Here is a 20,564-nt window from a genome sequence, read left to right as displayed (position 1 = left end):
CGACACGTTCTTTTTTAGTATCAAGGATCTGCAGGGATACTTACCACCTTTATTGGGGAACAAATAATGCCATTTTCCAATCGTCGAAAATTTTTGAAGTCAGCATCGGTTGCTGCGACTGCGGCGTCATTGGGTGTCTTCACGAGTGGATCGACTCGTGCCAAGCCGCAATCTCCCAATGATCGTGCGAAAATCGCTGTGATTGGATGTGGTGGGCAAGGGACAGGGGATGGTCGGCGCGCGCTGGCATTTGCTGACGTGGTTGCAGTGTGTGATGTGGATTCGGCTCATGCCATGCGAGCGAAAAATGCCTATAGCGGCCGAATCGCAAGACAGGGACGCAAGAACTCCATTGATGTCTTTGAGGACTATCGAGCGATTATTGACCGAAGCGACATTGATGCGATTGTTTGTGGGACCGTGGATCATTGGCACGTCAAGATTTCAGCCGAGGCGCTGAAGTCTGGCAAGCATGCTTACTGCGAAAAGCCACTGACGTTGACGATTGAAGAGGGGCGAATTATCTCTGATGTCGTAAAGGAGACGGGACGTATCTTGCAGGTTGGTACGCAGCAGAGATCCGATCAGCGATTTTTACAAGCGGTGGCAATTGCCCATTCAGGGCGACTAGGAGATATCAAAAAAGTTACGGTCGGCATCAATCACAATCCATTCAGCAAGCCATTGCCAGCGATCGCTCCGCCCAAAACGTTGAATTGGGATCGATGGAAGGGGCCCACAAAAGACGTGCCCTATCGATTCCGTAAAAATGGAAAAGAGGGCCAACGACTTGTCAGGAATTTAGGAGATGGAGGGATTGACGCCTCCAACTGTCATCAGGAGTTTCGCTGGTGGTTAGAATACAGCGGCGGAAAAATGACAGATTGGGGGGCTCATCACGTTGACATCGCCCAATGGATCCTGGACCAAACGGGAACTGGGCAAGGGCCGACCACGATTAAACCCGTGATGGTGGAAACAACGGTGCCGTTCGACGAGCAAGGAAACCCGACACTCAGCGACCGCTACAATGCGCCTCATCGCTTTACGGTCCAGGCGCGATTTCCCAATGGTGCGTTGATGGAAATAACGAGTGAAGGTCGCAATGGGATTCTCGTGGAGGGAACCGAAGGACGCATTTTCGTTAATCGAGGCACGATTTCGGGAGCACCCATTGAGGAACTCGCAAAGAATCCGTTACCTGCGGATTGGCTGCAACAAATTTATCGGGGTGAGTTGGTGGGGCACATGCAGAACTTCTTTGAGTGCATTCAAAACGAAGCTCAACCTGCCTCCGATGTTTGGTCGCACGTTGCTGCTATCAATACCTGCCACCTTGGGAACATTGCCATACGACTCAATCGTGAAATCAACTGGGATGCGGAAAAGCAAGTCATCAAAAACGATGCTGTTGCAAACGGGATGCAGTCGCGACCGAGTCGGAAGGGCTACGAAATCGAGATTTGAGCCACGTGGTTGGGGTTTACCCCCAAGGGCTTGAAATCCCCTAACGCACGACGCCGAGAAATTGCTGCAATCTCAGCGGCGCAGACCGCTTTTGTCAGTAGGGAGAGCGATGAGACGGACGGATGCCGAGCAACTGGCGCGAGACCTGATGCGACGCTGGCGATGTGATGGTTGGGATTTTAAATGGTCGCATGGAAAGCGACAGCTGGGCTGTGCCGTTATTCGCAAGCATCGTCTGAGTGGTAAGGTCCTCAGGCGGCAGCTGCGATTGTCGTGTTACTTGGTGGATCTCAATGATGAGCCCGAAGTTCGCGAGACGATTCTGCACGAAATTGCTCACATCAAAGCGGGTATTCACAACGGGCATAACCAGGTTTGGAAACGTTGGTGTCACAGGGTGGGTGCAAAACCCCAAAGATGTTACCGGGAATCTGAGGTGAAACTGGTCGAGGCAAACTATCTCATCGATTGCGCAAATTGTAAGAAGGTGGTTGGGAAACGAATGCGAAAAGTGAAGGATGTCAAGAAATTGTACTGCAAGAAGTGCGGGCCGTCTTCACTTGGCAAATTGAGACTCCGAGTCAATCCAAAAGGAAGTCGTCCCAAGGCGTGACCGCTTTCCCGGAAATTTACTCCGGATGGTTCGATACTTCCGCTCTTTTTTGTCCCGAGAGAAAACGTCGCTCGTTCTTTCGTTGCTGCACGCTGTCGACGAAGTGACGGGCGATTTGCACGACGGGCACGGACAAAAAGACAAATGAGGCGATCAGGGATAATCCGGAAAGCCACCAGATGTCGAAGCGTGCTCGTCCCGTGAAGGTCTGTAGTAGGCTGAAGAGGGTGAAGGCGATGACCGACGCGAGAGTCCACCCAACAGCCTGATGACGTTGTCGTTCGTTTGCTCCGAGTCGCTTTAAGCTCCAAGCGATCATCGGTAGATACTGGATCGCATGAATTGGCATGCCGTGAGGGAACTTCATCACACCCGCATCACCGTAAATGCCAGGAGGCTGGCCGAGCGTCTGTTGCCGATTTCCGTAGCCGACCAGTACGAATCCCAGTAGGCAGGCAAATGCCATCAACGCCATCCCGCCGCGAATGGCAAGTCGGTTGTCGGCGTGCGCGTCGATCCTTCCGAAACAGCGTATCGTCAGGTCGAGGATTACAAGGGTCACGAGAATGATGAGGATTTCTATTCCGAGTAAAACGGTCGCATCAAAAGATGTTGATCGATTGAAATGCGATGCGACGCCTCGCCATTGCTGAATTGTGATCAGTCCGACCTCGACCAGCATCGCCAGTCCCAACGCACCTAGCGAGATTGGGTCTCGACGGCGACGTGGCAGTTTGTTTGCGACCCAGCTCAGTGACAACAAGGTCACACCGGCGGAAACCCCAAACAAGATGGGTTTTCTCCAGGAAATGTCGCCGCTCAGCGAACCTCCGACTACTAACCAAACGAAGATGTGGAAGATGCCGCTCGCAATCAACACTCCTCCTGCCACGTTTAGGAGTATTCGCTCAACTCGAGGTGAGGCGTGGGGGAGCAATCAAAAGTCTCCGGATAAAAACCGTTCGCCAACAAGATTTGTCTGGAGAAGAACCGTTGCGAATCAGATGGAGTTAACAGCTAAGCTGGAAATTAGAATCAACCAGGGCGATAGCAGACGGAAAAGTGAGCGATCGAGCAAGCAGACGCGAGAATGTTTCTCTCGCGAATCCGCTTCCATTGCAGTCGATTTGCCCGTTGTTGGTGCCCTAGGCTTCTACCATGAATCGCACTTTTTGAATGGCGGCGCGGCCTGATTTTCGAAACGGTCGAGGCATAGGTTGGGCGTGGTCATTTCCGTCGATCGTGCGACATCGAAGTGTGTAACGACCCGTCGCCAGGCCTGGTAAGAGCGTCGCCCAGTGAACCTTCGTCAGCGGCAATGGCCATTGTTGGGGTCGACCGGTGGTATCATCAAACCCTCGTGTGTCCGTGGGAATGCGACCATCGGGTAACTCGCCACCCCATGTTTGGGGTGCCGGTAATAGTTCGGTGTCCATCCAAGGTGCTGACGTGAAATGAGGATCATTGTCAGGCAGCGGTTCGTCGTTGTTTTGAATCCAAACTTGCACCTTTTTGAGGCCCGAAATTCCAACCTGCGCGTAGCCCGTAACGGCGAATGGCTCATTGGGCTGAGCACGTTCCGGTACGGTTAAAGTTTCGCAGAATGTCTTCATGGGGCTATCGACATCATTGTTTTGTTCCCCGTAAGTGTCATTGGAAGTCCAGCGATTTGACAGCACAATATGACTTAACCATTTAATGCTCTTGAACCCGTAGGCTTCAGGGACGACTATTCTGACAGGTCCGCCCCGTTCCGGTGTTAGCCAATCCTCATTCAGCTTGTAACAGACGATGACGGGAGGTAGGCCATGGGGGTCCTCGAGGACGCGCCCTACTGGTAGCGAACTGCGGAATACTTGTTTGGGATCATCGTTGTGATAACCGTAATAAAAAATTCGCCGCAGATTTTCTGTGGGCTGGGTTAACCAAATGAGCTCCCGGAGTGGGATGCCCTCCCAAATTCCATTTCCGAGCGGACAGCCCATGTTTAAGCAGGTCATTATTTTTGGGAAACGAACGACGTGTTCACGGGATAATTGCAACAGATCATTGAAGTTGAATGCGTTGTTTGCTTCTTTGGTGAACGGTTTTTTGATACGGGCTTTGTGCTCAGGGTCGGAACTGATTTCCAACTGCCAATTGTCACGAGTGAGGCCAACTTCGGCTCGTTGCTCTGCCGAGAGCGTGTGAGGGATCGGATCACCACGTGAGACATCGCCAAAGTCATCCTGCTTTGTCAGCCAAGGTTCGATCGCATCAATTGCTTTTTGAAGCGTGGTATTTCGAGCGGATCCATCTGCTGAAAGTTCCAAGGCGCTGAAGGCCGCCGCTCCAGTCGCGCCAAGTTTCAGGAAGTAACGCCGTGTGAGCTGGAAATGAGTTGCGAGGAACTGGCTCGACCGAGGTCGAGCCTCCTCGGCAGCGCGGTGTTTACGAGTGGGTTCCATGATTGCCTCAAGCAAATGATGGGAATAAGCCTGGCCTGCGCGAAAAAACAGTAAGGATCTGCTAGGATCTGGGATTATAGTGCATTGAGGTCCGCGCTGCATCGAAACGTTTTTGCACGCGTTGCGACCGATTAGCCGGGTCGATTGGGGACAAGGAGATGTCTGGATGCGTGTCGCCACGGTGGGGGAGTTGAAGATTGTGGCGAGTCGAGTTGTTAAGCCGTTAGGATTTATCAGGACTGGGGGAAATGCAGACTATTTGTCCTATGTTCACACCTAACAAAGAGAGATGAGGCGAAAGTATGATCTCGACTGTAATGGCATCGTTCTGCGTGGTGATGGTGCTTGGTGGCGAAGTTGACGCGACGCTGGACCCAACTGATGAACGGATTGATTACGCGGGGCGTTGGGATCATTCAAATGTTAATCACCCTTGGTGTGCTTGGCAAGGTTCAGGCGTAAAGCTCTGTTTTAAGGGCACGGGAGTTCGAGCTGAAATCACCTGTGGTGAAACAGCCGAATACGTTCGCGTCGTGGTCGATGGAAATGGCGGAGCATCAAAGAAGATGGAATTGCGGCCCGGCAGCCACCGTTACACCTTGGTGACCGGATTGTGTAAGGGGGAGCATCAGCTTGAACTGATTAAGGAGACCTACACGGGACGAGGGCGGATGACCCTTGATGCTTTGGTCGTGGTGGAGGGAGACGCGACGGGCGCGCGTACTCCGGAGCCGTCGCTTCGGATCGAATTCTATGGCGACTCAAATTTGGCGGCCGTTTCGTTGGAGAATGAAAAAAATAAGGGTGATCCGAAGCTGCGTGGCAGTTTTTACAGCTTTGCAGGTATCGCGTCGCGGATGCTCAACGCCGAATATCATAATATTTCGTCAGGTGGTGCAAAGCTTGCGACTGGTTTGAATTCAGGACTTTCTTTTTTCGATCGCATCGATTTTTTCGAACCCGAGCCGAAGTGGCAGTTTGATAAGTTCGCGGCTGAGATTTGTGTTGTCAATCTTGGGGCCAATGATATTTCTTCGAAAGCAAAGTCGGAAATAAAACAGGATTTCAAAAGGTTGATAACTGCCCTTCGTGATGTTCGCCCGGATGCTCATATCGTCTTGATGAATGGCTACGGTTGGGCGCGAAGTGAGCCTGCGAATTACACCCAGGAGGTTGTCGCGGAGTTGGGCGACGAGAATCTTTCCGTTCTGAAATTTCCCTGGTTGTTTAATGAATGGCACGGTTGCGAGTACGATCACGCCGGGATGGCCAAGACGCTGGTAAAACACCTGACCCGCGTGAATGGAAAATGGAAGCAACATTGGCCGATGGACGTGATGGATGGATTCGGGCGAAATGGCGATGTGGCAAACGGAAGTTTTGAAGAGAGTTCGCCGTTTGGCGGATATGGGTGGCGTTATTTGACGGATGGGGCGGAACGTGTGCATGATCCGCGGGAAAGTGCCGATGGAGAGTGGTTTTTGCGTTTGAAGCCGGGGACTCAAGTGCACCAACCTAACCCCGCAAAACTTGGTGGTACCTACCGGGTTCGCCTGAAAATGCGTGGGAAAAAGAACGATGACCAAGTGAAGATTCGCTTTGAGTTCCGAGATCAAGAATGGAGAAATGAAATTCCTCAGAGCGCTGAGCAATGGATAGTGGACCTGAGAACTGGCTGGAATGAATACATGTTTAATGTCCGGGCGCCCTCTGAGCCTTCCAGTCAGGGGCCTTCTTACGATCCTTGGCAAATAATCTTGCGAATCGAAGCCGTCGCAGGAACGGTCGATCTGGATGATATCCGATTGGAATCCCTGTCCCAACCTCAGTCGGTTCACCTAAATCGAGGTTCTTATCAGCGCGCTGGTATCTTAACGCGGTGAGTCGTAAAATAGAGGGTGTCATTTTTACGCAACGTAGTCGCTGGAAAGTGTTGCGAGTTCGTTTTGAGAAGATGTTCCGAGGAGATAATCGGATGAAGAATAGTTCTCGCTCATCGATGACTCAGAGAGAAAGCCGCCGGCAGTTTGTGAAGTCCACGCTTGGTGCCGCGGCGATTGGTTGGACCGCGCCAGCGATCGTGCAGGGGCGATCGTTGAATGACAAGTTGAGGGTCGCTGTTATCGGTTGCGGAGGACGCGGAGGCGGGAATCTCAATCAGGTGGCCAAGTCCGAAGATATCGTTGCCTTGTGCGATGTGAATGAGCAAAATCTGAATCGCGCTGGCAAACAGCACCCGAAGGCTCGTCGGGAAATCGATTTCAGGAAACTGTTTGAACATGCTAATGAGTTTGATGCGGTAGTTGTAAGTACTTGTGAACACACTCACGCTTTTGCCACATTGCCAGCGCTGCAACTAGGAAAGCACGTCTATTGTGAGAAGCCTCTGACCTACAACGTGTGGGAGGCAAGAGTGATTCGGGAAGCAGCCAATGATGCGGGGGTTGCCACTCAGATGGGAACTCAAATTCATGCCGGGGAAAATTATCGCCGTGTTGTTGAATTAATTCAAACGGGAGCCATCGGCCCTGTTCGTGAGGTGCATGTTTGGGTAGGGCGAGCTTGGGGTTGGCAAACAAGTGCAGAAGAGGCCAAAAAGAACGGCGATATCGTCCACGTTCAGGATCGACCCGTCGGGTCGGATCCGATCCCAGCGGGATTGAATTGGGACCTGTGGCTCGGTCCGGCGCCGGCACGGCCGTATCATAATGTCTATTTTCCCGGACCCAAGTGGTATCGGTGGTGGGATTTTGGAAATGGAACGATGTCGGATCTGGGTAGCCATTTTGTCGATTTGCCATTCTGGGCGTTGGAGTTGGATTACCCGCGAACTGTCGAAGCTTCTGGACCGCCCCCACACCCCGAACTGGCACCGGCATCAATGCAAGTTAAGTACGAGTATGGTGCGCGAGGTGATCGGCCACCGGTCGAAGTAAACTGGTATCAAGGCGTCAACAAGCCCGCAATCTTGAAGGCAGGGGGCATTCCCCAGTGGGGTAGCGGCCATCTATTTATCGGTGACGATGGGATGTTACTTTCCGATTACGGCAAGCATCTTCTGTTACCCGAAGACAAATTTAGTGATTTTGTCCGGCCCGAACCCTTTATCCCAAAATCGCGCGGCCACCACCAAGAGTGGATTCATGCTTGCAAGACGGGGGAGCCGACGACTTGCAATTTTGAGTATGCTGGCTGGTTGACCGAGGCAAATCATTTGGGCAACGTTGCCTATCGGGCCGGGCAAAAACTGGAATGGGATCCGAAAAAGATGGAGGCGGTAAATTGTCCGGAAGCCGCGCCTTTTATTCGTCGCGATTATCGTGACGGCTGGAGCCTGGGCTAGCGCCCCCGTTGGAATGATCAACTACGATGGTAGACGCTGACGTGGTCGGTCAGCGGGACGCTGTCAGTTCTGCTGATGAAGGTCGTAAAAACGTGCCCGAATGACGTTAAGTTTCCCAATTGTAATTGATGCTTGATACGACAAGTGAAAGCCAGGGCCTATTGCCAACTGCTCAATCGGTGCCAGATAAGAGGTGGCTGCCGCCATTGAACCCGTCTTTTGATCACCACGATATCGGTAGCAGGTCAGCTTAGACATGCGCTCGCTGTAGATGCCAAGTCCCCAGTCGTGTTCGTCGACGTACGCCGCCCAAGGCTCGTTGATCGAGTGGTACTCGTTAGGCCAGTTGGGAACGAGGCGGGTCAATAACGCGTTCTGCCAGGGTCGATCACCACGATAAAAGACAAGGTTTGGGAGTGCGTAGTCGACAAATACGGCAGGTAATTCCTGCGCTCTGCGAGCATGTGCCTGGTGACCCTTGTAGTGGAAGCTGTACTTGATGTGAGCGACAGGACCCTCCAGCGTTACATGCATACGCATGACGGTGTCCGTGAGTAATTTACCGCTGGCCCAATGACGTGGCTGTGTGACTATCGTGAGTTGGTCGGCTTGGAAAGAAGACGCCAGGATCTTCGCCGAATTACCTTGCCAATCGCCTCCTTGGACCGGATTCCAACACCAGGGCTTGTCGCGCCAGACCGAGCCATCTTGGTCACCGTAATAGGACTGTTGAATGAATCTTCCACGGTCGTATCGATTTAAAAGATTGCGGTCTTTTGCACGTAAGGAAAAATAGCCAATGGCGCCCCCAGATTCGAGATTGATACCAAGCTTGATCGCATCGTTTTGGATGTATCGAAGCGGACTATCGGAACAAGCGAATTGGCAAGGCAGGATGACAAGTAGAAGGACAATGATTCCTGCCATTGCCTGATGAAATCGATGGAGGTGGCAGGCGAGTCTGGACATAATCAGCAAAGGTATTAGGGGAGATTTTGTTTTGGCGGCTATCGGCCCACGTTAAGTTGGCGGAGTAGGTTTAAGACGCGTTTTCCGAAGGGCGTTAGCTTTGTGCGGTTGAATTGGTCGCCCAGCTTTCGAATCGCTTCTGCCTGAGTGGGGTAGGGGTGAATAGTGGATGCAATTTTAGACAACCCGATTCGATTTGTCATGGCGATACCGATTTCGGAAATCATGTCGCCGGCATTTTCCGCCACAATCGTCGCACCGATGATTTGATCCGTCCCACGTTTGGTGTGTACTTTGACAAAGCCCGCATCTTGCCCGTCAAGAATTGCACGGTCAGTCTCACTTAAGGGTTGAATGTAGGTGTCTATCAGGATGCCTTTTCGTTTTGCGTCATCTTCGTAAAGACCGATGTGGGCAATCTCAGGCGCCGTATAGGTCGCCCAAGGGATGATCAATTCACGCGAACTCTTTCGGCCTAAACGCCCGATTGCGAAGAGCGCATTTTGGATTACGATGCGTGCTTGGAAATCGGCGGCATGAGTAAATTTATATTGAGAAGCGATATCACCGGCGGCGTAGATCCGGGGATTTGTTGTCTCGAGGTAGTCGTTTACCTGGACGCCGTGTCGATCGTATTTAACGTTGACGGTTTCAAGATTCAGCCCTTCGGTATTGGGCGCTCGGCCAACCGCGACCAGTAATTGGTCAACTTCGATCCGACAAGGCGTGTCCTGTTGCATGATTTGGACAAGAATCGCTCCGTCGCTGTTTTGGGAAATTTGCATGTCTTGAGTGTTCAGTCGCAGGTCAACGCCGTCCCGCGCGAGTTGTTCTTGGATGATTGCCGCCGCCTGCGGATCCTCTCGAGTCAGAATACGGTCTGATTGTTCGAAAAGAGTGACTCGGCTGCCGAGCCGTGCGAATGTTTGTGCCATTTCGCTGCCAATGGGACCGCTTCCAATGATTCCGAACCGTGTTGGTAGTTCGGTGATTGAGAATAGATTTTCATTCGTCAAGAAATTTACGTCGTCGAGGCCGGGGATCGGCGGGGCGGCAGCTCGGGCGCCTGTTGCAAGCACGGCCTTTTTGAATTTCAAGGTGCTGGATGAACTGTCTTGTTGGGTGACACGGACCGTATTGTTGTCGACAAAGGAACCTCGGCCGAAAAAGATATCAACACCCAGCTCGGAAAATCGCTTGGCAGCATCATTGGGGCTAATGGTTGATCGCAGGCGTCGCATGCGCTCCATGACTTTACCAAAATTAATCTGGGCCTCGTCGCCATGAATGATCCCATACGCTTCCGCCTGACGCACGGTGGCTGCCACGCGTGCGGATCGAATCAATGCCTTGGAGGGAACACAGCCCACATTTAGGCAATCACCTCCCATCAGTTCAGTTTCGATCAAGGCCACGCGGGCGCCAAGCGTTGCCGCGCCGGCAGCTGTCACCAATCCGGCAGTACCACCGCCAATTACGACCAGATGATAGGGATTACGAGCTGCAGGCTGTTCCCAGTTGACGGGATGAACGTTCGATTCCAAATTCCGATTGTATTTGTCGAAGGGTTGCAGCTGAACCAAATCGTGTTCCATGTCGCTGACTTCCTGCAATTGGAGGATTGAAAAGCCGAAAACGGTTTGTCGTCGACTCGATTGTTGGTTGCTGCAGATCTCCCTCGCGCCGAGATTAGCCCGCTAAAATCTTGGTCAGTGCGTCGCGGCCGGAGCAAAAAGCCCGATCGTATTTTCGCTTTGAACAGCACAGCGGGCTGATAGAGCGCTGCCGCATTCTAACTCACCGCTGTAGTTGCGGGCAGATCGGTTGGCTCCTTTGGATTGCAAAAGTTTCGCCAACAAGTCAAACGGTTGCGTGGGGACGATTGGCTCGGAATCGTTGGGAAGATTGAACGGAAGGCGAAAACCGCAACGTTCTTTGCAACGCGAATTTCGTGAGGCGGCGCAGCTTCGCCATTTGTGAAAAAAACAGAATCGTTCGCGTTTGGAAAATGACCATCGACCTTTCTCGCTTAAAGAATGCCGAGGATCCAGCCTTCCAAGTCGGCGAAACGCCGTTCCTGTGGCGTCAGCGGTGGAGCAAAATAGCGATCGAGAACCGACCGAGCATCTGCTTCAGCAAGCCAGCGTGCGACGGAGTAAGCATCTTGCTGGTCCGGCGTTCGCTCCTCCTTGTCGTACCGTTTGCTGAAAATCGAAGGATAGATTTCCGCAACAACCGATTTACCCTCGGGTATGGTCCAGCCGTCAAAAGGCCAGAAATGAATTATCGCTGCGGCCTCTCGCCTCAACTGTCGCAGCCAGGGGAGTCCGGCGTGGGTCGATTTGGCGACACTGCCCTGGACGTCAAATTGGAAGACCGACTTGGCCGAACTGCTCCATTTTTCCGTAAGCCGTAGATCCCGACTTGAACCGGTACGCGCGAGCTGATCAGGTGTTGCCGCTCGTATCGAATCAATTTTGGTGTGATCATCATCGGTAGGCCAGTGGTGAGAAAAATCGTCGAGGAATGCGGGCCAGGAGTTCAGTTGATATCGCTCAAAGTAACTCAAGGGAAACGAGAATCCATGATCAATTCCCACGATGAATGTTGGGGTGTTACGAGTTTGTTCGAGGAGCCAGCTTGCGATCCCTTTCCGGCACCAGTTCTTCCGCGCCTTGCCTCGAGGTTCGGGCGGTGATATTCGTTGTGGCGCGTTTCCCGGAAAGTCTGCATAGACTTGGAGTGCCGAGGTGCGGCTCACAGGCGTTTCGCGCCCCGAATAGTCGATACCAATATGGTGATCAAATCTCATGAGACCAAGGTTGCCTGCCGCAGGTCACAGCTGGGAATAGTTTTAAGCCATTAAGCGATGGGGCGAAGCGCTGGTTCGGTTCCAATGGCACCAATCAATGCCTGCGTATAATCCGCTGCGGTGACCGTTGCTAATTGCTGTTGAGTGTGAGTCAGGCGAGCGTCCAAACGCAGACGCTCAGTGACCGCTGAGTTGTGGGGATTGGCGATAAACTCTTCGAGATAGTGAAGGTGGCGACTCCATAGATGAACGTCACGTTCCTGACGCGTTGTAAGCCGCTGTTGATACCAATCGCTCCCGAGTAACGATTCCCGCGTAAACAGTTTTCGGATTTCCGGGTCGCGTTCCGTTTTTCCTTCGTACTGCCCTTGGGCCATGATGTGTAAGAGGGCACGTAAGGGCGGGCAAGCATCTTCCACGGATTCGTCGTCAAAGTAACGTTGTGCAACTTGTTGCTGTGCCTCGGAGATGTAGAGGATGCCATCGGCGAACGCATCGAGGTCCTGTTGCTCGGGACGCAGAATCGATTCGTCAAAGAGTTTGTCTGGATTGTCGAAAATACGGCCGAAAAACCAACGTACAAATCGATAGGTGATACGAAATCCGAGTCGACCAGCGGGAATTGTAACGCCGTTATGTTCGAAATCGTTAATGGATTCGAGCAAACCTTGTTCGATCATCCAGTCTGGGTCGCGTTCTTCCGGTGACATTCGACACCAGACTTCCGGTATTAGGAGACTGATGTCATGTCCAACGCGAACGTTGGGGCCGATATGGCCTGCCGCGGTGGAAAAACCTCCCAGGCCAGTCAGGATAAAGCTGACCAACGCGGCATTGAGATCGGCGGTCGGACGTAAGGCGTTGAACGGACCTTTGGTGAGAGCCCCTTCGCTGCCGAATCCTGTCGTGGAGGGGCTTCTGCCCGTCAAGGACGTGATTAGGTCCATGAATAGTTCGGGCAATTGTTGATAGTGGATGGGATTGTAGACGGCGAGGCCGCGAATTCCTTGGGCTCGATCTGGTGGGTTGTTTCGACGCCCGATAAGCACTGCGCCCACTGGCATGTGTACTGGTTTGTGGGCGGGAATGCTTCGCGATAGTCGAGTTCCCATTTCCGCCACATGTCGGTGCATCGGTTGAACGACGTCAGGTCGATTTTGAAGGTAACGCGGGTTTCGTGTGGGTTTGCCATCGATCTGGCGCGGATTGGCTGAGCAGACCACGTAGCCATCTCCCAGGTCGTGGACATCATTCAGCATCTGCTGCATGGGCTGGCTGAAGGCGTCGAAATCAACGATGTATTTCGTCATTTCGGCGACTTGTTCGTGGGTAAGAGGTTCAAAGTTCGAGATGAAGTTGTCGGGCTGGGACAGATCTCGTTCGGTCTGTTTGTCCAGTCCGCGATGGATCGCATCATCTGGCCGTTGGAAGAAACGATATTCGCAATTGGTGAGGAATTTGTAACTGAGTTCGGGATTTCCCTTCGGTAAATCGGCGAGCTGCTGCGACGGAACAACCACGGATGCCGTAATGTCATCTTCGACTTGTAGTTTTTCTGAGGCAATGAAATCCTGTCGAACTTTAAACGTTCTCCAAGCTTGGGGTTCCAGTAAGCCAACACGTAGGTAGGTTCCCACGAGTTGGCGATCTCGGTATTTGAGTTCATGTCCCGAGTCGCCGTTAATCACATCGACGCCGAAGTGATCACGCCATTTCGTCCCCCACTCAGGGCGATAGAATCGCTTGATGATGTAGGCAATCGCATAGATGTGACTCGGTATCGAACGTAACCATTCATTGTAAACGTCGGTGTATTCTGGTGATGGAGTCAGCAGTTTGATGACGCTGCCCAGCGATCGCGCTGGACTGAGCACGCTGCGGGTAGGAAATTCGGAGTAATCTGGCGGGACTTTCCAGCGATCTTGATAGTGACGGTCAAAGATCTCCTGGACTTGTGTCATGTCCTGGTCGATATCCGCGACAAAGATCGGACCATAGTGCATGTAGTCCCGAATTGATTTGCTGATTTCACTCTTCCCACCACCGCTGACGGTGCATGGCTTGTGACAGAGTACCCCTTCGCCCACGGTGCCGACGAGGCGCCAAGTGGGGGCGGCCGGGTGGCGCTCCATCCGTAAACGGTAACCCGATGGGCCCATGTACACTTTGCCCGGTAGCAATGCGATCGAGTGCTCTTCTCCGTGATGCTTCCAAAATACCTGCTGTCGGCGCACATCTGCCCGAGCATCTTCCTTGACGTAGACTAAATCGGGATAGAGCAGGTCCTCTGCATAACCCTCCGGATAGACTTTAATGCACGGCTCATAATCTCGAATGACATCTGCAAACGTGCGGCCCGTGTAACGCACGCTGTCGAACTGGAATTCGTCGCCAAGACCATAGCTGGAAAAAGCAATCGCACCGCCAGCATGTTCTTCTTCGTAGTTACCCGACAGATTGGCAGCGTAGCCGATCTGTGTTTTTACCTCTTTCTTGCAATAGCCAAAGTAATTGTCCGAAATCAAAGTGACGATGACACCCGACTGGTCGCGACAAGTAAGCTTAAAGGCACGACCGTCGTTGTAGAGTTCCCTCTCGTCTTTCCAGCACATTTCATCCCGGCGTTGACGCGGCGTAGCGTCGGCAAAATGGGGTAGACCAAGCTCCTTTTTGGTAACCGTTTCAAGTTGCGGTGCCAGAATCACAACACCCGTGTGCCCCGTCCAATGGTGAATATCCAATCCCGCGTCATTCTCGGGAATGTACGGATCACCAGCATTTCCAAAGATTGATTCGACGAAGTCTAAATTGCTTACCAAGGTGCCCGGCGCGAAAAATCGAATCTCCATCGATTTTTGGGCTGTGACGTTCTCGACATTGGGGCAAACGATCGGTCGCAATAATAAAGATACAATACAACGCGCTTGCTGCTCTTGATTCGAAGTAAAGGGCAGTTGAAGTAATTCATCCGGCGGATTCATCGCTCGCCGGAGTAACTCCGCAAAGACTCGCTTGGGCACGCTGCGCTTGTCATCCGGGATCGGCAGGCCGCCCTCGGCAATGTGAAAGGTGCCTTGGGTGGTGCGTCGGTCATGGCGGGGATTGTGTAGTACCCCATTGCGCACCCGATAGGATTGGATGATGTCGTTCTCAAAGGTGTCACAATCCGGTGGCATGGCCAGTTCACGCGCCATCCCGTGTCGATCGACGATTAATGTTTCGCTGGGTAACCGAATCGGTTCCGGGAGATCCAGATCGGCAAAGTAACGGTTTAGAAACGATTCGATTCGAGCGTCCACTGGACATCGATAATCGGAAAGTAATCGTGCCTGGCTCTGGTGTTGGTCGAGTAGGCCACGCGCCACGTCAGCGAATTGGCCGTCGTCCAATGATTCGCATTGAGGCAATCCGTGCGCGATTAATTGAAGATTAATGTATTGCAGAAGGCGTTCACGATAGGCCGTGTGTTCCGACCGATCGACAGGTCGGATGGTGCCTAAAGATCGGCGAAGTTCGGTTAGGTTTTGCATTTTTTTTCGTTGAAAAGTGCGTTGGTCGAAAAGTCGAGAGTTCAGCCAAGTTGGAAACAACTTGCCAGCCTTGCTGTCTCAGACCGTGTGATAAAAGTCCGAATCGTCAGATCGTCCATGATCCTTGAGTATGCCGGCTCGCGGCAACACACGACTTTGAGACATTTTGCACGATGGGGCTGATTTGTTCGAGAGGTGTTGGGAATACCAAACCGGTGGACTCGGCTTTTTGGAAGGGCAATTTGTGGGTTGGAGGAAATTCCCGATTGAGGCGGCCCGTGGTGCGAAAAATAGGATCGAATACGGCCCGATCGCGCATGAAGCCGCTCTTTTCGGCTCCCACGCAACAATTCGCAGGCTAAGAAGCGTGCCGACTGCAAAGCCGCTGCTGACGACGACAAAATTCTGCCAAGCTTTCTGCAACGGCAGGCAAAATAAGAGGCCGATTTTCCTTAAAACGCTCCAGTTGTCGAAAAACTTGCGAATCGGCCTCGCGAATTATCTTTTTGAAGATTACTTTGGTGGGGTGCGCTGGCTGGGCCGTTCATGGGTGAAGTGGTGCGCTGCTGGGAAATGTCAGTCGAGGCAATCATTCGGTTCGCCTCATCAATTTGCCCTTTTTTTTCGAAAGGCGGTCAACTCGTTCGTCGCTTGGGGGTGCTTGTTTCTTGGTTACGAAGTTGGCTTGATCAAAAGAAATTCGCGTTATTCGCATTCAAAAAGAGCGTTTCAACAAGGTGGTGAAACGTGAGGCCTAAGGTCCGTGATTTGCTGACTTACCTGCAAACGCCGATGGGGCGACTGTATCTTTTTGAATGGGTAAGTGCTGTCACCTATCCGTTGCTCTTGAAGATTGCACAGTTTTATCGACTTCTTTTCTTGCGTCGAACCACGATTATTGTGGTGGTTGGAAGTCTAGGCAAAACTACCACGATGCGGTGCATCGCAGCCGCATTGGGGCTCTCGCAGCCGTCGACATATAAGCAATTAGGAAATGCTTTCTCATCAGTGGCGTTTCACATTTTGATGACGCCACCCTGGCGCCGCTTCGTGGTTTTGGAGGTTGGGATCGGTGCCGGTGGACAAATGAGGCGGTACGCGAAGGCGATCAAACCAAATCTGGTCGTCTTTACGTCGGTGCACAGTGAACACATGTTGATGTTTCCAGATAAAGCAGCCATTTGCCGAGAGAAAAGCGAAATGCTTAAGGTGCAGGGGGTGAATGACATTCTTGTATTCAACGCAGACAACCCCTGGGTAGCGAAATCGGCCGCCGATAGCCTGGCGCAGAAGTGGTCATATGGTCGTTCTGATTCAGCGATGATCAAGGCTTCTGATCTGGAGCTCGATGGGCTGAAAGGTTGTTCATTCAAGCTACGGATCAAGGACGCCGATTACCCTGTTCGAACTTCCCTCGTTGGGCTCCATCAAATTCATTGCGTGCTTGCCAGCTGTGCGGTTGCGTCGGCGTTGTCGATGGACATGGAAGAGGTTATTTCTCGAATCTCGAGGTTGTCTCCCAGTCCCCTCAGGCTCAATCCGATTCCGCTGGCTTCGGGTGCGGTTGTGGTGTCGGATGAATTTAAATCCACACTTGAGACGATCGATGTCGCATTTGACTTTTTCGAGGGGCAGCACTTTTCACGAAAGATACTGATCTTGGGAAGTATTTCCGACTTGCGATCGAATGTGAAAGCCGAGTACAGACGAATCGGCAATCGAATCGCCGAAATTTTTGATTTAGCGATCATTGTCGGAATGCATCACCGGGATTATCGAGCGGGGTTCAAGTTGGTGGGCAAGTCGTCCGACTGTCTCCTTCGGGCAGGCGATGATCTGCCGAATGTCTTAAAGCTTCTTCCGCAAGATCTTGGAGACGGTGATTGTATTCTTATCAAAGGGCGAGCTTCACAAAAGCTGGAACGAATTACCTTTATGCTGCAAGAACAGCGTGTGAAGTGTTTTGCGACGCAATGCCAATCAGAATTACGTCGATGTGAAAGCTGCTCGATGCTCCAGAAAGGATGGAAGGGAAAAAGATTGCCGCCGCAAGTGAAGGATCCAACCGGGATTTCACAGCTTTAGACGAGCTCATCGGTAATCGTCGCTTCGATTTACAGGACGATTGTGGGTAATTGAGATACCAAGGAGCGTTGGTAGCCAAAGAGGAACCATGTCCAGCGCAACCCACTCTGAGAAGAAGTCGACCACTCGGAAAAGCGTAGGTTAGCTGGCCTTGCGCATGGTGGGCGGTTGAGAGGATTGAGAGGTGTTGTCTGTGTGAATCAGCGTGCTGGACGTTACCAATCGTTTTGTCTCCCTGAATGTGACCATCTGTTGTTGGTCTTCATCCCACAGTTTGAGTGCGGCACAGTGCAGGCTTTCACGAAGTCCAAACGTTGGGGCCTGTCTTAGCGAGAGTTCTTCGTCGTAACAGGCAGGTAGATTGTAATTAGGGATGCGACTGTTTAAGTGGTGAATGTGATGATAGCCGATGTTGCCACTGAACCAACGTAACACGCTTGGAAGTCGATAGTAAGAACTTCCCTTCAATGCCGAGGTCGTGAAATCCCAGCTCTTGTTATGTTCCCAGTAAGCTTCTTCATATTGGTGTTGGACGAAAAAGAGCCAGCTTCCGGCCGCAGCGCCGAGAACGACGATCGGTAATTCGATCATCAAGAACGTCTGCAAGCCAATGGTGAACCAAGCGATGGTCAATGTGGCGGCAATGGCGAGGTTAGTTGTGTAAACACTCATGCGTTCACGTCGCCAGCTGCGGGGAGCGCCGGTTGTAAAACGCTGCTGGACGATAAAAAGAAAACTCGCACCGAGAAAGAACATAAAAAGCGGATTGCGATAAATCCTATATCGCCATTGGCCCCAAAGTGAACGTTGTTGGTATTCTCGCACTGTCAGCACACCGACATCTCCGTGGCCCCGGTGGTCAAGATTGCCGCTGGTGACATGATGACGCGCATGGGTTCGACGCCAGAAGTGGTATGGGGTCAATGTGAGAAATCCACAAAAAGAGCCCAACAAATCGTTCGAGCGATGATTCTTGAAAAATGAATGATGGCCGCAGTCGTGTTGGATAATGAACACACGTACCAGAAGGCCGGCGGTGGGGATGGCCAGGAACAAGGTTAGCAGGTAGGAGTAAGAATAGCTGAGATACATCACGTACCAGAGACCGAAGAACGGAATCAGCGTATTCGAGATTTGCCACCAACTTTTGAGTAAATCAGGCTGCTTGTATTTGGAGGTCGTTGCGTTCCATGGCATTGGAACTCGTTCTGCGTCGGTCATTCAGTTTAGCCTTCCTGGGCACGCAATCGGCTGTCCATGCGACTCGGTGTTGAGGAAGGTAGCACGGGGATGCTAGTGGGGAAATGCCAACACGGCAGGGACGAACGCTGAATTGCCTGGGATCTGATCGTTTTGTTGAGTTTAAGCCGTGTATTACGCGTTTTCGCCGATTTTCGAGTTTTCCTGAAATTGATTCAAATCTCGTTTTCCGTCGATTGAGATGCGGATGGTTCGAGTTGAAAACCGGATTCCCCTGCGAGTAACGCTGGGCGAATAAGAAAGTTATTGGTGGGGGACAGTATTGTGAGTTGTGATAGGATTCCAAGCCGTCGACCGGGGGCGGCTTGTTCGCAGGTGTCCTTGGGGAGACGCCCGGTTTTGGGGTAACTGGGATGATGTGGCGGGGGCCACGCGTTCGGGGCAGAATCTAGGCCAGGCTTTGAGTATCGTTTCCACTGGCACCGCAGGGGGCAGTCGTCGGCATCGCCGTTCGATCTCGGATTTCCTGGTGAAGAAATGCGGAAACAACGATGGATGCACCGCAAAGCTGATTAGCTGTGTGGAAGTCGACGCGACCTTTGGGGGCGCGACGATCGGTGTTAAGCGATGATCGGGGCGAGAACCTTACCCGCCACATCAGTCAAACGATAGTCCCGTCCGTTATGTCGATAGGTGAGGCGAGTGTGGTCCATGCCCAGTAAATGCAAAATCGTGGCATGCAGGTCGTTGACATTGACTGGATCGATTGCTGCCTTGTAGCCGACATCGTCAGAGGATCCGTAGCTCACGCCGCCACGAATTCCTCCGCCCGCGAGCCACGCCGAAAAACAGTGCGGATTGTGGTCGCGTCCAGGCTTGTTCGCTTTTTGTGCAACCGGTAGTCGACCGAATTCGCCGCACCAGATAACCAGAGTGTCGTCGAGCATGCCTCGTTGTTGTAAATCAGAAAGCAGGCCAGCGACGGGTTGGTCCGTTTCCCCGGCAAACTGCCGATGGTTTCCTTGAATGTCGATATGGCCGTCCCAGGATCGTTGGTTTTCATTTCCTCCCGAATAGATCTGCACGAAACGCACTCCGCGTTCAACGAGGCGACGGGCCATCAGGCATTGCTGGCCAAACGGCCTGCTGTGTTCGTACTGCATTCCATACATTTCTTGGACGTGGTTCGGTTCCGAAGCAATATCGAGTGCCTCGGGCGCCGCGGACTGCATGCGATACGCGAGCTCAAAACTCTCGATTCGCGCGTCCAGCTCCGGTGAAGCGAGATGGGAGCGAAGGTGGGCCAGGTTCGTTTGCTTCAGGAAATCTAATTGGCTTTGTTGTGCCTCAGTGGTCAGTCCGTCGGGTAGCTGCAGATTGTCAATTGGCTGTCCTTGGGGTTTGAGATGAGTTCCTTGATAGACGCCTGGTAGAAAACCGGCCGTCCAATTAGCCGCATGGGCCTTGGGGAGCCCACGGCCCTGCGGGTCGCTCATCACGACAAAACCAGGTAGGTCACGACTCAGGCTGCCCAGACCGTAAGTCACCCAAGCGCCCAGGCAGGGGAAGCCCATCCGTGGCATGCCACAGTTCATTTTAAACAGCGCGGTTGAATGGTTATTGGATTCACTGTAGCCCGAGTGGATAAAGGCCATCTTGTCGACATGTTGACCAAGGTATGGAAAGATCGTCGAGACCATTTTGCCGGATTCACCCCGAGCCGTGAATTGAAACGGCGACTTCATCAAATGGCCAACTGCATTTTTGAAAAATCCTGTGGTGTTTTTAAACCCGGAATCAAATTGATGGATCGATTTTCCATGCCAACCTTCGAGCTTGGGTTTGTAGTCCCATGTGTCAATGTGGCTGGGGCCTCCATTCACAAAGATCCAGATCACGCGTTTGGCGGCAGCCGGGAAATGTGACGGTCGCCTGTTCATGGGGGACTGAGAATTCAAGGCGGGCTGCGCGAGCAGTCCTTCGTCTTGCAGGAGAGTTGCTAAACCGAGTAGGCCAGCGCCGCAGCCCGCTTGCCGTAAAATCTGGCGACGGGATGGCATGGCAGGGTTTGTGGGGGAAATGGTCATGACAGTTTGGT

At 52.4% G+C, this 20,564-nt stretch carries 13 protein-coding genes; 5 read left to right on the top strand and 8 right to left on the bottom strand.

The window, feature by feature from the left end; genetic code table 11:
• Positions 1–66: 66 nt before the first annotated feature.
• Both P8N76_16650 and P8N76_16645 read left to right on the top strand, forming a co-directional pair.
• Positions 67–1,467, top strand: a complete 1,401-nt coding sequence (locus tag P8N76_16650; GenBank protein ID MDG2383302.1) for a Gfo/Idh/MocA family oxidoreductase — start codon at positions 67–69, stop codon at positions 1,465–1,467.
• A gap of 109 nt (positions 1,468–1,576) precedes the next feature.
• Positions 1,577–2,080: a SprT-like domain-containing protein gene (locus P8N76_16645; protein ID MDG2383301.1), complete on the top strand. Its 504-nt coding sequence runs from the start codon at positions 1,577–1,579 to the stop codon at positions 2,078–2,080.
• A 16-nt stretch (positions 2,081–2,096) separates the two neighbouring features.
• Here the strand turns inward: P8N76_16645 and P8N76_16640 are convergent, their stop codons facing one another.
• Both P8N76_16640 and P8N76_16635 read right to left on the bottom strand, forming a co-directional pair.
• On the bottom strand, positions 2,097–3,017 hold the full coding sequence (locus P8N76_16640) for a hypothetical protein (protein MDG2383300.1): 921 nt from the start codon (positions 3,015–3,017) through the stop codon (positions 2,097–2,099).
• Positions 3,018–3,225: 208 nt separating this feature from the next.
• Positions 3,226–4,527: a molybdopterin-dependent oxidoreductase gene (locus P8N76_16635; protein MDG2383299.1), complete on the bottom strand. Its 1,302-nt coding sequence runs from the start codon at positions 4,525–4,527 to the stop codon at positions 3,226–3,228.
• Between the two features lie 302 nt (positions 4,528–4,829).
• On the opposite strand from P8N76_16635, the gene P8N76_16630 reads away from it, so the two are divergent.
• Together P8N76_16630 and P8N76_16625 are read left to right on the top strand one after the other, a co-directional pair.
• The gene (locus P8N76_16630; GenBank protein MDG2383298.1) at positions 4,830–6,410 is read left to right on the top strand and encodes a hypothetical protein; all 1,581 of its coding nucleotides are present in this window, start codon (positions 4,830–4,832) and stop codon (positions 6,408–6,410) included.
• Between the two features lie 92 nt (positions 6,411–6,502).
• Positions 6,503–7,870: a Gfo/Idh/MocA family oxidoreductase gene (locus tag P8N76_16625; GenBank protein ID MDG2383297.1), complete on the top strand. Its 1,368-nt coding sequence runs from the start codon at positions 6,503–6,505 to the stop codon at positions 7,868–7,870.
• Between the two features lie 63 nt (positions 7,871–7,933).
• Here P8N76_16625 and P8N76_16620 read toward each other — a convergent pair whose 3' ends face one another.
• The 4 genes from P8N76_16620 to P8N76_16605 all read right to left on the bottom strand — a co-directional run bounded on the left by P8N76_16620 (position 7,934) and on the right by P8N76_16605 (position 15,181).
• A complete protein-coding gene (locus tag P8N76_16620) occupies positions 7,934–8,797 on the bottom strand; it encodes a hypothetical protein (GenBank protein MDG2383296.1) in 864 nt (287 codons plus the stop codon).
• Between the two features lie 80 nt (positions 8,798–8,877).
• Positions 8,878–10,434 carry a mercuric reductase gene (locus tag P8N76_16615; GenBank protein MDG2383295.1) on the bottom strand — a complete coding sequence of 519 codons (1,557 nt, stop codon included), beginning with the start codon at positions 10,432–10,434 and terminating at the stop codon, positions 8,878–8,880.
• 434 nt (positions 10,435–10,868) lie between these two features.
• The gene (locus P8N76_16610; GenBank protein MDG2383294.1) at positions 10,869–11,651 is read right to left on the bottom strand and encodes a hypothetical protein; all 783 of its coding nucleotides are present in this window, start codon (positions 11,649–11,651) and stop codon (positions 10,869–10,871) included.
• 50 nt (positions 11,652–11,701) lie between these two features.
• A complete protein-coding gene (locus P8N76_16605) occupies positions 11,702–15,181 on the bottom strand; it encodes a hypothetical protein (protein MDG2383293.1) in 3,480 nt (1,159 codons plus the stop codon).
• Between the two features lie 747 nt (positions 15,182–15,928).
• Between P8N76_16605 and P8N76_16600 the strand changes: the two genes are divergently transcribed.
• Entirely contained in the window at positions 15,929–17,266 is a 1,338-nt protein-coding gene (locus P8N76_16600; protein MDG2383292.1) for a Mur ligase family protein, read from the top strand.
• A gap of 141 nt (positions 17,267–17,407) precedes the next feature.
• Here P8N76_16600 and P8N76_16595 read toward each other — a convergent pair whose 3' ends face one another.
• Together P8N76_16595 and P8N76_16590 are read right to left on the bottom strand one after the other, a co-directional pair.
• Entirely contained in the window at positions 17,408–18,487 is a 1,080-nt protein-coding gene (locus P8N76_16595) for a fatty acid desaturase (protein ID MDG2383291.1), read from the bottom strand.
• 599 nt (positions 18,488–19,086) lie between these two features.
• Complete coding sequence (locus tag P8N76_16590) at positions 19,087–20,553, bottom strand: DUF1501 domain-containing protein (GenBank protein MDG2383290.1); 1,467 nt, start codon at positions 20,551–20,553, stop codon at positions 19,087–19,089.
• Positions 20,554–20,564 lie beyond the last annotated feature (11 nt).

The sequence above is a fragment of the Pirellulaceae bacterium genome (assembly GCA_029243025.1).
Lineage (GTDB): Bacteria > Planctomycetota > Planctomycetia > Pirellulales > Pirellulaceae.
This window is presented reverse-complemented; position numbering and strand designations above follow the sequence as displayed.